Source organism: Pseudomonas sp. MF6747 (genome assembly GCF_963890955.1).
In the GTDB taxonomy this organism is placed as follows: domain Bacteria; phylum Pseudomonadota; class Gammaproteobacteria; order Pseudomonadales; family Pseudomonadaceae; genus Aquipseudomonas.
The window spans coordinates 1-13863 of record NZ_CAWPSZ010000006.1; the positions used below are offsets into that span (position 1 = coordinate 1).

Below are 13863 nucleotides of genomic sequence, written 5' to 3' on the forward strand. Positions count from 1 at the left end.
GTGGGCAGGGCGGGCGAATCGTCATGTGCATTCCCTCCCCATTCCGGCGCGGCTGCTTCAGTAGCTCAGTGCGACCCCAAGACTGCCCAAGGCCTTCCAGTACTCAGGGTAGGTCTTGGCCACGCAGTCCGGGTCTTGAATGCGGATTCCCGCGACCTTCAGCCCGGCCAGCGCAAAGCACATGGCAATGCGGTGGTCGGCATGGGTGTCGATCAGCGCGTTGCACGTGGTGCCGGCCAGGGCAGGGTCGCTGGCGACCAGCAGGTCGTCGCCTTCGATGGTGGCCAGGCCTGGGCGAATTTCGTTGAGGCCATCGTGCAGCGCCTGCACCCGGTCACATTCCTTCACGCGCAGGTTGGCCAGTTCAGTGAAGCGCACCGGGGTGTTATTGAACGCGGCCAAGACTGCCAGGGTCGGGATCGCGTCCTGCATCTGCGAGCCGACCACGTTGGCCTGCATGTTCGGGAACTGGGCGATCACGGCCTGGGCCTTGGCGTCCGGCTGGGTGAAGTCCTGCGCCGCCACGCCGATGTCGATGCGCCCGCCGGTCAACACTTCAGCGGCCCACAGGTACGTTGCAGCGGAGGCATCAGGTTCGATCAGGTAGTCATGGGCGGTGTAGCCGGTGGGGGCGACGCGCCAGGTGGTGTCGTCGACCACTTCGACCTGTGCGCCAAAGGCACGCATGCAGTCCAGGGTCAGGTCCACGTAGCCACGGGCGCCGATGTCCTTGCCGGTCAGCGCCACTTCAATCGGCGCTTCGCCGCAGGCGGCAAGCATGAGCAAGGCCGACACATACTGGCTGGACAAACCGCCGTCGATTTCAAAGCGTTTGGCCTGGACCTTGCCCACGCCGTGCACGGTCACCGGCGGGCAACCCGTGGGGCTGTCGACGCGGATGCCATTCTGGCCAAGGGTGGCCAGCAGCGGGCCGATCGGGCGTTTTTGCATGTAGTCGTCGCCGTCCAGCACCACGGTGCCTTCGACCGTTGCCACGGCCGCCGTGAGAAACCGCATGGCGGTGCCGGCATTGCCGAGGAACAACGGCTGCGCGGGCAATTGCAGTTTGCCGGAGCCTGTGACCACGAAGGTGGTGTCATCCGGCTCATCGATGGTCACGCCCATCTGGCGCAGGGCCACCGACATGTGGCGGGTGTCATCGCTTTTCAGCGCGCCGCTCAAACGGCTGGTGCCCTTGGCCAGCGCCGCCAGCAACAGGGCGCGGTTGGTAATGGATTTGGAGCCGGGAGGAGCGACCTTGCCGTTCAGGGGGAAATTGGGCGGTGTCACGGTCACGGTTTTCTGCGAACTCAAGGTACAAGGCTCCTGATCAAGGCAAGGTGGTGTGGAGTGGCCGACGGGCGGACCCGAATAATCAGCCAAACACGCCACGCTTGTCGAGCAGGGATCGTTGTGCGGCGCGTATTACGGCGTGATCAACTCGCGGACAGGGCGTGTAGCCTTACTGCCCTCAGCCGGGTAGGACAACCAACCCTTGCGTTGCAGGACAACGGCCTTTACGCCGCGAAACGGCGTCGCTGTACGACTGTTCCGAGAGAAGCATCGATTGGACAATAAAACCCACCACGGTAAGTTCGAGGCACGCCCCATGACGGGGCGCTTTCAATCAAGGAGTGAATGAAATGAACAAACCTCAGACGCAACTTAGGCACGGCCGTGTCGTGACCCCCGCCAGCCGAGGCTCGGTGGCCGTAGAGCGTGGGCTGCTGGGCAACTGGCAGGTCAACGAAATGGAAGGCGGCAAGAACTTCCCGGCACTCACCGCCGGGCCTTTCCCTGCGCCTTATCAAACCGATGATCAAAGCGTCACGCCGCCGGCCGACGGGCACATCCTGAGCGGCGGCAAAACCGATGAGCGCGATTGCGTCAACTTCACCGATGAGGAAATGAGCAAAAAGCTCAACACCCCGTTCACTTGGCCATTGCTCAATGTCGAGGCCGGCCAGGTGTTCAAGGTGCAGTGGCAATACACCGCTGCCCACGTCACCCGGGGTTATCGCTGGCTCATCACCAAGGATGGCTGGGACCCCAAGCAGCGCATCAGCCGCGCCCAGCTTGAGGCAAAACCATTCTTTGAAGACTTCTACACCCAGGTGCCGTATTACCAGCACGCCGACGAAATGAAAGCCAGGGTCGAGCACCAGGTGACCTTGCCCAAGGGCAAAAAAGGCCGCCACGTGGTGGTGCTGATGTGGATCGTGGCCAACACCGGCAACGCGTTCTATCAGGCGTTTGACCTGGACTTCAAATAAGCCCGGCTCAGCGTTTGCTCAACCAGTAATCATGTAGCGCCCGCGCAGCCGGTTCGATTGCGCTGACCCGCTGTTGATGGGCGTTTACATCCAGGTCCGCCGGCAATTCGAAGTTGTCCTGCTCGGCGCACCCGGAAATTTTCTCCAGTTGCCCGGCCAGTTCGGCGGGCAATTCGGGCCAGTGGCCGATCGCGGCGCCACGGATATAGCCAAAGCACCATTCCTCCGCCAGGGTGACGACGTGGCCCTGATGCTCCGTGTCATCAAAGCGAGCCTTGAAGCCTTGCGCGTCGGTTGCCAACTGCGCGGCCAGGGTATTCATATGGCGCACGCACAGTTCGAGAAAACGTTGGGCCTCCTCCACACTTTCCCAGTCCGGGTTCTGCCCACCCCAGATCGCCGGAAACCACTCAGCGACGTCCACTTGTGCCGGGCTTGAGACCAGCGCAGTGAAGTAGCCGTCGAGTTCGGCCAGGTTCAGCACCGAGTGATCGTCACCGTACTTGAGCAGGGTTTCGTCGATGAATTCGAAATCGGCGGGGGCGAGGGGTTGGGCGTGCATGGCAATTCCTTTGAGCGTCGAGCGCCGCTGCGGGGCGGCTTAAAGCGCGAAGGATGGCGCTTAGGCCGGCTTTTTTCCAGCGTTTTCCCAGCGCACAAGCAGTTTGCTCACGCACATCGAACCCACCACCGCCAGGATGATCGGCACCAGAAAGTCATGGTCGATCCGGGTAAATTCCGCCACCAGCACAATCGCCGTCAGCGGCATGCTCATGCTCGCCGCCAGGAACGCCGCTGCGCCGATGATCGCAAACGCGCCCAGCGGCACGCCGGGCCACGCCAGGCTCCAGGCGCCGCCGAGGATGATCGCCAGCAACGCGCCATTGGCCAGGGCCGGGGTCAGCAGCCCGCCTTCGGCCCCGGCGCGCAGGCTGCTGGTCGTGATCAGCACTTTGACCAGCAGCAGGATGGCGGCCAGGCCGATTGTCAGCTCATTGTCGAAACCCAGTTGCGCCGGGCCCTTGCCGTTGCCGAGGATCTGCGGCAGCAGCATGGCCAACCCACCGATGAGGGTAAAGTTGATCAACGCCAGCACCGGCAGACGCCAGCCGCGCGGGGCGTTCGCCCTGGCGGCGCCGGTAACGCGGCTGAAAGCGTAGGCCGCCACGCCAAACACCGGGCCACACACTACGGCCCAGGCGATCAACGCCGGGCTCGGCAGAAAATGCGGCACCACGTATTGCGACTCTGCGCCAAGGCCGATCCATGCCACCGCGGCCCCAATCGCCGACGTTGCCAGCGCAATCACCGCCGCTGGCCAGCTGAATGCGCCGACCAGCACTTCCAGCACAAACACCGCGCCGCCCAACGGCACGTTGTACACCGCCGCCAGGCCCGCACCCGCGCCGCAGGCTACGATCAGCCGATGCATCGACGGTTCCAGTCGCGCACGTTGCGCTAACCATGTCGCCGCCAGTGCGCCGACTTCACGCGGCGCCACTTCACGCCCCAGCGGCGAGCCGAGGGCCACGGTGATGATTTGCAGGATGGCGTGGGCGAGGGTGGTCTTGGGCGGCATGATCGGCATCTTTTCGCCAACCGCCTGCTTGATGCTCACCAGCGGACGGCCGTAGCGATAAATGGTCCACCAGCCCACACCCGCAACGAGGCCGCAAATGACCAAAACCAGTAACCGACGCTGTGGCGCGGCGGCGGTCACGCCCCACAGAAAGGTTTCATGGCTGACCAGGCTGTCGAGGCTGTACCCGTACGCCAGGTGCTGGATGCCGTGCAGCAGCAACGCCAGGAGCATCCCGCCAAGCCCGGCGCCGATGCCAGTCAGCACGACCACCAGGGCCAGAATCAACGATGAGCGAAACGTGGTCGGCATAGACGGCTCCAGGAAGTGGCCCAGATTGTATAGCCGATAAAGTCGCGTTCCCGGGTGAAATGTATCGGCAGGCCATGAACCGCGGCCCCACAACATTTCATTACGTTTGCCAGTCCCGTTTTTGGCCGATGCGCCGCCGCGCTCCCTTGTTATAGTTCGGCCCTTATCACTCGCCAGTCAGGGATCACTGCCATGTCCGAATACCAAGCTTTCGTCGTCGAACTCACCGGCAACGTTGCCCATGTGCAGATCAACCGCCCGGAAAAGATCAACGCGATGAACGCGGCGTTCTGGACCGAAATCATCGACATCTTCCAGTGGGTCGAGGACACCGACGCCGTGCGCGCCGTGGTACTCAGCGGCGCCGGCAAGCATTTTTCTTCCGGCATCGACCTGATGCTGCTGGCCTCGGTGGCCAACGAATTCGGCAAGGACGTGGGCCGCAATGCGCGCTTGTTGCGCCGCAAAATCCTCGAGCTGCAAGCCTCGTTCAACGCCGTCGACCATTGCCGCAAACCGGTACTGGCGGCGATCCACGGCTACTGCATCGGCGGCGCCATCGACTTGATCAGTGCCTGCGACATGCGCTACGCCGCTGAAGACGCGCAGTTCTCGATCAAGGAAATCGACATCGGCATGGCCGCCGACGTGGGCACCTTGCAGCGCCTGCCGCGCATTGTCGGCGACGGCATGCTGCGTGAACTGGCTTACACCGGCCGCCAGTTCGGTGCTGAGGAAGCGCGCAGCATCGGCCTGGTCAATCGCGTGTATGCGGACTATGCAAGCCTGTTGGCCGGCGTCATGGACATTGCCCAGCAAATCGCCGCCAAGTCGCCGATTGCCGTGACCGGCACCAAGGCGATGATCAGCTACATGCGTGACCACACGGTCAATGATGGTTTGGAATACGTTGCCACCTGGAACTCGGCTATGTTGCAATCCAACGACCTGCGCGTGGCCATCGCGGCCCATATGAGTAAGCAGAAACCCGAATTCGTGGATTGACTGACATGACCCCAGGCTGGATTACCACAACGCTGCTGGACAACGACGCCCCCGGTGGCTGGGCCGTCGCCCGCAGCCGCGAAGGCTTTTTGCATGACACCAACGGCCCGCTGTTCCCGCGCGAATGGCTCAAGCGCCAGGACCTGTCGGTGTTCGCCGAACACGGCATCGGCCACCTCGACGGTGAGCCGGTGTACTTGCTGGAACTGAACTCGGCGAGTGACGTGCCAGGCTGCAGCTGGCAAGGTTTGCGCGCGTTCATGCTGCAGGGCGATCACACGTTGTACAAAGTGCTCGGCTACGCCGCGCAGATCGGCACCTGGGCGCGCGAGCACCGGTTTTGCGGCAGCTGCGGCCAGGCCATGGTCCAGGTGCCGCGTGAGCGTGCGATGCATTGCACAGCCTGCGACCTGCGCAGCTACCCGCGCATTTCGCCGAGCATGATTGTGCTGGTGACCCGAGGCGACGAGATTCTGCTGGCGCGTTCGCCGCGTTTTGTCACGGGCGTCTACAGCACCCTGGCCGGGTTCGCCGAGCCGGGTGAGTCGGCCGAGGACTGCCTGATCCGCGAGGTGCGCGAGGAAGTGCAGGTGGAGGTCAAGAATATCCAGTACATGGGCAGCCAATGCTGGCCGTTCCCGCATTCGATGATGCTCGGCTTCCATGCCGAATATGCCGGTGGCGACATCGTGCCCCAAGCTGACGAGATCGAGGACGCGCAATGGTTCAACATCCACGACCTGCCGCCGCTGCCGGCGTCACGTTCGATTGCGCGTTACCTGATCGACCTCTACCTGGCGCGTCGTTTAGGCCACGCTGAACCAGTGTTGCCAGGCTAGACGCACGGTCAGGCCGAGAACCACGGTGATAAACACCGGGCGAATGAATTTGGCGCCGCCGCTGATCGCGCTGCGTGCGCCAAAGAACGCGCCGCACATTACCGAAAAGCCCATCGCCAGGCCGACGATCCAGTCCACCGAGCCGTTGAAGATGAACACCGACAGCGCCGCCGCGTTGCTGACGAAGTTCATGCTGCGCGCGACGCCGCTGGCCTTTACCAGGTCGATGGGGTGCAGCAGCATCGTGCTGACCGTCCAGAACGCGCCGGTGCCGGGGCCGGCCACGCCGTCGTAGAAGCCCAGGCCAAAGCCCTGGGTGGATTGCCACTTCTTCTTGATCGGCGCGTCGGCATCCAGCGGCGCCTTGGGCGTACCGCCAAACAGCAGGTACACACCGCAGCCGAATACGATCACCGGGAGCATTTTGTTCAGGGTTTCGGCCGGCAGGTAGTGCGCGACGACCGCACCGGCCAGCGCGCCGATCAACGTGCCGACGATGGCATGCACCCACTGGCGGGGATGAAAGAGTTTGCGCCGGTAGAAGGTGAAGCTGGCGGTGGCCGAGCCGAAGGTGGAACTGAGTTTATTGGTGCCCAGCACCAGGTGGGGCGGCATGCCGGCGGTCAGCAGGGCGGGCGTGGTGAGCAGCCCGCCGCCGCCGGCGATGGCATCGATGAAGCCGGCGATAAAGGCCACGATGGCCAGGATGGCGAGGGTGGTGAGGTCGACGCTGAGTTCGAAGGGCATGGGCAGGGCTTATTATTGGCAGGGCACAGCGAAGGGGCTGCACCAAAGGCCCGCATCTTACCTGTCAGATCAACAGAGAGCCAAATGTGGGAGCGGGCTTGCTCGCGAAGGCGGCATGGTCAGTCAATATATCTGTGACTGATCCACCGCTTTCGCGAGCAAGCCCGCTCCCACAGGTTTAACCGCGATCAACCGTGACGCTTGTCCAGCCACTCCAGCGCTGTGCGCCACACACAAATGCCGAGGAAATACGCCGACATCAGCGACCACAACCCGAACGTCCATGGGTTGGTATTCGGGTAGTCCACCACCATCAAAAAGCTGCACAGCAACCAGATCGTGGTCACGGCAATGTTGATCGGCATAAAGCGCTTGACCCGGAACGGGTGCAAAAACTTCATCGGCGTCACGGTCAGCAGCGCCAGGCCAATCACCGTCAGCAAGGTGACCCAGGCGTCCGGCTGGATGATGTACACGCACAGGGCAACCACGTTCCAGGCGGCGGGGAAGCCGACGAAGTAGTTGTCCTTGCTCTTCATGTTCACATTGCAGAAGCAGAACAGCGACGACACCAGAATCACCGACACCGTAAACAGGTGAGTGAAGTCGGGCAGGTCGATATAGCGGTAGATGAACAACGCCGGAATAAACACATACGTCAGGTAATCAATCACCAGGTCCAGCACCGAGCCATCGAAGCTTGGCAATACCGTGCTGACATTCACTCGTCGGGCCAGGGAGCCGTCTACGCCATCGACTACCAGTGCCAGGCCCAGCCAGAGCAGGCAAGCCTTGGGTGAGTTTTCCAGCAGCGCAAGCGTGGCCAGAAAGGCCAGCACGACACCGGTGGCGGTAAAGCCGTGGGCGCCCCAGGCTTTGAGTCTGGCTACATGCAGGGTCGATATCACGGGCGTTTCTCCAAAAGGTCAAACAGGGCAGCCGACAACGTAACGCCGTCGAGTCTGGCCGGGGAATGCAGGTATCGACCGGGAAGGGGGGGATAAGGTTCACCGCCCCGGTGTATCACTTAGCGTAGCAAGCGCAGCACGTTTCAGCATCAACCCTGACGGAACACCAGCGCCTTCAAGCCACTTTGGGGGTCGATATCCGGAAATTCAGGCGGGTTTTGCAGCCGCTCCACAAAGCGCAGGCCCGGTGCTTCGCGGGTGACGCCGTCGATCAGGAAGTCTTCGCCAAACGCCGGGTCGTTCATGCACGCCAGTACGCTGCCCTGGGGCGTGAGCAAATCCGGCAGCCGGCGCAGCACGCGTTGGTAGTCCTTGGTCAGCAGGAAGCTGCCTTTCTGAAAGGACGGCGGATCGATGATGACCAAATCATAAGGCCCGCTGTGGGTGACCTTGGCCCAGGACTTGAACAGGTCATGGCCCAGAAACGTAACGTTGCTCAGGTCGTGACCGTTCAGGCGATGGTTGTCGCGGCCACGGCTGAGGGCGCCACGGGCCATGTCGAGGTTGACCACATGGTCGGCGCCGCCTTCGATGGCCGCGACGGAGAACCCGCAGGTATACGCGAACAAGTTGAGTACGCGCTGGCCTTTGGCCTGCTCACGCACCCAGTTACGGCCGTAACGCATGTCGAGGAACAGCCCGCTGTTCTGTTTTTTTCCCAGGTCTATCAGGTAGCGCAGGCCGCCTTCGGTGATCGTCAGCTCATCAACAGCGTTACCCACCAGCCATTCTGTGGTGCTTTGCGGCAGGTAGCGGTGTTGCAGGGCCACGGTATAGGTGCTGAGCTGTTCCTTGAGCATCTGTTTCAACGCGTCCAGATGTTCGGCCTCCGGCGCTTTGAACAACGAAACCAGAATCACCCCTTGCAACCAGTCCACCGTCAGTTGTTCCAGCCCCGGCCAGCAGCGGCCACGGCCGTGGAACAGTCGCCGGGTCTCGGCGGGCGGGCTGGCCAGGGCGGTGAGCAGGTGGGCGTGCAGGGTGGCAAGTGCGTCTGGGGTCATCGGTCAGCGTCGGTCATTGAGCGGGCGGCATTTTAAACACAGTTGCGGCGTTGCGTGTGGCTTGAGCACAACGTGCTGGCAAAAAGCGGATTGGCAGTGATTCATGCTCAAAATGCCCGAACCTGCGCCTGATAACAGGCAAAAAATCCTTCAGCGCCAGCATAAACTGGAAAAAAGCCCGGAGGTGCGCATGAATGGTTTCGCCAGTGCAGTCAATCACACGGCGTTGGATCAAGTAGAGCAGGACGAGTGGCGTGACGCACTGGCTTCGCTGGTGGCCAACGCCGGTCCCGAACGGGCGCGGCAGATCCTCGACCTGCTGGCCCGCGAAGGCAGCGCCCCGCATATCAACTGGAAACCGCGCCACGGCACACCGTACATCAACAGCATCAGCGTTGAGCAGCAGCCGGTCTTTCCCGGTGACCTCGCCACCGAAGAGCGTCTGGCTTCCCTGGTGCGCTGGAACGCGCTGGCCATGGTGGTGCGCGCCAATCAAGCGTACGGCGAGCTCGGTGGCCATATCGCCAGCTACGCCAGTGCCGCCGATTTGTTCGAAGTCGGCTTCAACCATTTTTTCCGCGCCCGCAACCCAGACTTTGGCGGCGACCTGGTGTTCTACCAGCCGCATTCCGCGCCGGGCATTTATGCGCGCGCCTTCCTGGAGGGCCGCTTGAGCGAAGACGACCTCGCGCACTACCGCCAGGAGATCGGCGGGCAACAAGCGGGCGCACGGGGTCTGTCCAGCTATCCGCACCCGTGGTTGATGCCGGACTTCTGGCAGTTCCCCACCGGTTCCATGGGGATCGGCCCGATCAGCTCGATTTTCCAGGCGCGTTTCATGCGTTACCTGCAGCATCGTGGGCTGCTCGACACCACCGACCGTCACGTCTGGGGTGTGTTCGGCGACGGCGAAATGGACGAGCCGGAAAGCATGTCGGCACTGACCCTGGCCGCCCGCGAAGGCCTGGACAACCTGACCTGGCTGGTCAACTGCAACCTGCAACGCCTCGACGGCCCAGTGCGCGGCAATGGGCGCATCATCGATGAACTGGAGGCGTTGTTTGCCGGTGCCGGCTGGAATGTGATCAAGCTGGTCTGGGGTTCAGACTGGGACGCCTTGCTCGCCAAGGACACTGACGGCTCGCTGGTGAGCACGTTGTCGCAGACCGTCGACGGGCAATTCCAGACCTTCGCCGCCAAAGACGGCGCCTACAACCGTGAGCACTTTTTCGGGCAGAGCGAGTCACTGGCCAAGTTGGTCGAGGGCATGAGTGACGAGCAAATCGACCGCCTTAAGCGTGGCGGCCACGACATGGTCAAGATCCACGCCGCCTACCACGCCGCGCGCCGGGTCAAGGGCCAGCCGACGGTGATCCTGGCGCAGACCAAAAAGGGCTTCGGCATGGGCGAAGCCGGGCAGGGCAGGATGACCACGCACCAACAGAAGAAGCTTGATCGGCAGGCGCTGATCGCCTTCCGCAATCGCTTCCAGTTGCCGCTGACGGACGAGCAGACCGAATCGTTGAGCTTCTTCAAACCGGCCGACGACAGCCTTGAACTGCGCTACCTGCATCAACGCCGCCAGGCGCTCGGCGGTTACGTACCGAGCCGCAGTCAGGTCGCAGCGCCGGTGGCGGTGCCGCCAGTGAAGGATTACGCCGGTTTCGCCACGGCGGCTGACGGCAAGGAAATGTCCACCACCATGGCCTTCGTGCGCATGCTCACCCACCTGCTCAAGGACAAGGCCCTCGGCCCGCGCATCGTGCCGATTGTGGCCGATGAGGCGCGCACCTTTGGCATGGCCAACCTGTTCAAGCAGATCGGCATCTATTCCAGCGTCGGCCAGTGCTACGAGCCCGAAGACATCGGCTCGATCCTCAGCTACCGCGAGGCCACCGACGGGCAGATCCTCGAGGAAGGCATCAGCGAAGCCAGTGCCATCAGCTCGTGGGTGGCAGCGGCCACCAGCTACTCGGTGCATGGCCTGCGCATGCTGCCGTTCTATATCTATTACTCGATGTTCGGCTTCCAGCGCGTCGGTGACCTGATCTGGGCCGCCGCTGACCAGCGCGCCCGTGGTTTCCTGCTCGGCGCCACGGCCGGGCGCACCACCCTGGGCGGCGAAGGCTTGCAGCACCAGGACGGCAGCAGCCACCTCAGCGCCGCCACCGTGCCTAATTGCCGCGCCTACGACCCGGCGTTTGCCGGCGAGTTTGCGGTAATCCTCGACCACGGCATGCGCCAGATGCTGGAACACGACGTGGACGCGTTCTACTACGTAACGTTGATGAACGAAAACTACCCGCAGCCAAGCCTGCCGCAGGGCGTGGAGTCAGCGATTATCAAAGGCATGTACCGCTTGCAAGGTGCGCCAGATGCCCAAGTGCGCTTGCTGGGTTCGGGCACGCTGCTGCGCGAGGCCCAGGCCGCCGCGCAGTTACTGGCCGAGGATTGGCAAGTGGCGAGCGAGGTGTTCAGCGTCACCAGTTACAGTGAGCTGGCGCGGGATGCGCGGGAAGTGGAGCGGTGGAATCGCTTGCATCCCCAGCACGCCAAGCGCGTCAGCCATGTGAATGACTGCTTGCCCAACGGCGCGCCGGTGATTGCGGTGTCCGACTATGTACGGGCGGTGCCGCAGATGATCGCTTCTTACCTGAGTTGTAGCTACACCGTGCTCGGCACCGACGGTTTTGGTCGCAGTGATACACGGGCAGCGTTGCGTGATTTCTTTGAAGTGGATCGCCATCAACTGGTGCTGGCAGCGCTGACGGCGTTGGCGGAGCAGGGGAGTCTGGCGCGAGAGGTGTGTCAGCAGGCGATTGAGCGCTATGGCTTGCAGACGGAACGCGAAGCGTCCTGGGTTTGCTGACTGGCGAAAATCCAAATGTGGGAGCGGGCTTGCTCGCGAAAGCGGTGAATCAGTCAGCAGATTTATTAACTGACAGACTGCATTCGCGAGCAAGCCCGCTCCCACACTTTAGGGTTGCGGTGGTGTTAGAACGTGGCAATCAGGGCTGGCCCAAACGCTTCCTTCAGAAACCCCGGCGCGATGTAGCGCTCGTAATGCGCCTCGGAAAGCAGGAAAAACTCCCGATCAATCGCATCACGCAAATCCGCAAGGCTGCGCTCACGAAACTCCGGCAACAACGCCAACCCATACGCATCCAGCTTGGAAATCACCCGCGCGCCCCGCGCAATCAACTGGTACGCCCAGCAATACGGCGACTGGTGCGGCATAAAGCGAATCTTGCGGTCTTCCAACTGCTGGCGCAGGCGTTGTGGGTCGAACACTTCCAGCTTGCTGGCCATCACCTGCACCAGCAGCTGCTCCAGGCGCAGCCACACCGCCTGCTTCTCGTCGGCGTTGTAGCCATTCCACTGAATCACCTCATGGTGATAACGCTTGCAGCCCCGGCAGACCAGGTCACCGTAAACGGTAGAGCATAGGCCGACGCAGGGGGTCTTGATGGTGTGATTGGGCATAAAGGGCAATTTGCAAAGTCTATAGAGCACCGCAGACCCAATGTGGGAGCGGGCTTGCTCGCGAATGCGGTGAGTCAGTCACCGGATGCATCGACTGACACGCTGTATTCGTGAGCAAACCCGCTCCCACACGTTTAGATCTGTGTTGTTGATCAGTCCCAGCTCAATGCGCCGCCGGTCTGGTACTCGATCACGCGGGTTTCGAAGAAGTTCTTCTCTTTCTTCAAGTCCATGATCTCGCTCATCCACGGGAACGGGTTGGTGGTGCCCGGGTACTCTTCCTTCAAGCCAATCTGCGACAAACGACGGTTCGCGATGAACTTGAGGTAGTCCTCCATCATCGCCGCGTTCATGCCCAACACGCCGCGCGGCATGGTGTCACGAGCGTACTCGATCTCCAGCTGAGTCCCTTGCAGGATCATCTGGGTCGCTTCTTCTTTCATCTCGGCATCCCACAAGTGTGGGTTTTCGATTTTGATCTGGTTGATCACATCGATACCGAAGTTCAGGTGCATCGACTCGTCGCGCAGGATGTACTGGAACTGCTCGGCGACGCCGGTCATTTTGTTGCGACGGCCCATGGACAAAATCTGGGTGAAGCCGCAATAGAAGAAGATGCCTTCCAGGACGCAGTAGTAGGCGACCAGGTTGCGCAGCAGTTCTTTGTCGGTTTCGACGGTGCCGGTTTCGAACTTCGGATCGGAGATCGAGCGGGTGTACTTCAAGCCCCAGGCGGCCTTTTTGGCCACCGATGGAATCTCGTGGTACATGTTGAAGATCTCGCCTTCATCCATGGCCAGCGATTCGATGCAGTACTGGTAGGCGTGGGTGTGGATCGCTTCTTCGAAGGCCTGGCGCAGGATGTACTGGCGACACTCCGGGTTGGTGATCAGGCGGTACACGGCCAGCACCAGGTTGTTGGCAACCAGGGAGTCGGCGGTGGAGAAGAAGCCCAGATTACGCATGACGATGCGACGCTCATCGTCGGTAAGGCCTTCGGGATTTTTCCACAGGGCGATGTCGGCGGTCATGTTGACCTCTTGCGGCATCCAGTGGTTGGCGCAGCCGTCGAGGTATTTCTGCCAGGCCCAGTCGTACTTGAAGGGCACGAGTTGGTTGAGGTCGGCGCGGCAGTTGATCATGCGCTTTTCGTCAACGGCGACGCGGGCGGCGGAACCTTCCAGCTCGGCGAGGCCTTCGGCGACGTCGAGTTTGTCCAGGGCGGCCTTGGCGCGCACGATGGCGGCGGAGTCGTTGGCAGTCACGTTGCGCGCTTCCAGTGCGGCCGCGGCGCCGGCACCGTCAAGGCGGTCCATGTTGGCTTCGCTGGCATGCCCGGCGTTGGCGCCCTTGATCACCGCTGCACCGGTGTCTTCGTTGTCGACTTCATCCCAACTCAGCATTGAAATACTCCTTCCTTATCTGTTCTGACGGCGTGTGAACCCGTCCAAAAATATGCGGTTTGCAGGCTACTCGGCATTGAAATACTGCGCGTAGTGTGGTCGGTAAATACCGATGCTGCACACTATGTAGTGGTCTGGTTTGTTTGTGGGCACACTATATGGTGTGTAACAAAGTAGGTCAACGCACAAGATGTGCGGTAATGGGTCGCTGCCCGGCGCTTGTTCAGCTGTAAAGCCAGGGTTCACTGGC

At 61.9% G+C, this 13863-nt stretch carries 12 protein-coding genes; 4 read left to right on the forward strand and 8 right to left on the reverse strand.

The features are described 5' to 3' along the window. Nucleotides 1-57 precede the first annotated feature (57 nt). Nucleotides 58-1314, reverse strand: a complete 1257-nt coding sequence (locus tag AACW30_RS07490; protein WP_106577909.1) for a 3-phosphoshikimate 1-carboxyvinyltransferase — start codon at nucleotides 1312-1314, stop codon at nucleotides 58-60. A 329-nt stretch (nucleotides 1315-1643) separates the two neighbouring features. Here AACW30_RS07490 and AACW30_RS07495 point away from each other — a divergent pair, with 329 nt between their 5' ends. After that, nucleotides 1644-2273, forward strand: coding sequence for a lytic polysaccharide monooxygenase auxiliary activity family 9 protein (locus AACW30_RS07495; protein ID WP_119741934.1), 630 nt, complete (start codon nucleotides 1644-1646; stop codon nucleotides 2271-2273). Nucleotides 2274-2280: 7 nt separating this feature from the next. Here AACW30_RS07495 and AACW30_RS07500 read toward each other — a convergent pair whose 3' ends face one another. Together AACW30_RS07500 and AACW30_RS07505 are read right to left on the reverse strand one after the other, a co-directional pair. Then, the gene (locus AACW30_RS07500; protein WP_106577911.1) at nucleotides 2281-2835 is read right to left on the reverse strand and encodes a UPF0149 family protein; all 555 of its coding nucleotides are present in this window, start codon (nucleotides 2833-2835) and stop codon (nucleotides 2281-2283) included. 60 nt (nucleotides 2836-2895) lie between these two features. After that, the gene (locus AACW30_RS07505) at nucleotides 2896-4164 is read right to left on the reverse strand and encodes a chloride channel protein (protein WP_200624621.1); all 1269 of its coding nucleotides are present in this window, start codon (nucleotides 4162-4164) and stop codon (nucleotides 2896-2898) included. 192 nt (nucleotides 4165-4356) lie between these two features. On the opposite strand from AACW30_RS07505, the gene AACW30_RS07510 reads away from it, so the two are divergent. After that, a complete protein-coding gene (locus AACW30_RS07510; protein WP_119741942.1) occupies nucleotides 4357-5169 on the forward strand; it encodes a crotonase/enoyl-CoA hydratase family protein in 813 nt (270 codons plus the stop codon). A 5-nt stretch (nucleotides 5170-5174) separates the two neighbouring features. Then, entirely contained in the window at nucleotides 5175-6008 is an 834-nt protein-coding gene (gene nudC / locus AACW30_RS07515) for an NAD(+) diphosphatase (protein WP_169366581.1), read from the forward strand. On the opposite strand, the gene AACW30_RS07520 is transcribed toward nudC, so the two are convergent. The 3 genes from AACW30_RS07520 to AACW30_RS07530 form a co-directional block, all read right to left on the reverse strand. After that, nucleotides 5976-6755, reverse strand: a complete 780-nt coding sequence (locus AACW30_RS07520) for a TSUP family transporter (protein ID WP_119741946.1) — start codon at nucleotides 6753-6755, stop codon at nucleotides 5976-5978. The genes nudC and AACW30_RS07520 overlap by 33 nt on opposite strands. A 188-nt stretch (nucleotides 6756-6943) precedes the next feature. Continuing rightward, entirely contained in the window at nucleotides 6944-7663 is a 720-nt protein-coding gene (pcsA, locus tag AACW30_RS07525) for a phosphatidylcholine synthase (RefSeq protein WP_106577916.1), read from the reverse strand. A gap of 149 nt (nucleotides 7664-7812) precedes the next feature. Next, complete coding sequence (locus tag AACW30_RS07530; RefSeq protein ID WP_200624622.1) at nucleotides 7813-8727, reverse strand: class I SAM-dependent methyltransferase; 915 nt, start codon at nucleotides 8725-8727, stop codon at nucleotides 7813-7815. Between the two features lie 190 nt (nucleotides 8728-8917). On the opposite strand from AACW30_RS07530, the gene mdeB reads away from it, so the two are divergent. Further along, nucleotides 8918-11596, forward strand: coding sequence for an alpha-ketoglutarate dehydrogenase (gene mdeB / locus AACW30_RS07535; protein WP_200624623.1), 2679 nt, complete (start codon nucleotides 8918-8920; stop codon nucleotides 11594-11596). A 125-nt stretch (nucleotides 11597-11721) separates the two neighbouring features. On the opposite strand, the gene AACW30_RS07540 is transcribed toward mdeB, so the two are convergent. Together AACW30_RS07540 and AACW30_RS07545 are read right to left on the reverse strand one after the other, a co-directional pair. Continuing rightward, nucleotides 11722-12210, reverse strand: coding sequence for a DUF1289 domain-containing protein (locus tag AACW30_RS07540; RefSeq protein WP_200624624.1), 489 nt, complete (start codon nucleotides 12208-12210; stop codon nucleotides 11722-11724). Between the two features lie 152 nt (nucleotides 12211-12362). Then, a complete protein-coding gene (locus AACW30_RS07545; RefSeq protein ID WP_034108883.1) occupies nucleotides 12363-13613 on the reverse strand; it encodes a ribonucleotide-diphosphate reductase subunit beta in 1251 nt (416 codons plus the stop codon). Nucleotides 13614-13863: the final 250 nt, after the last annotated feature.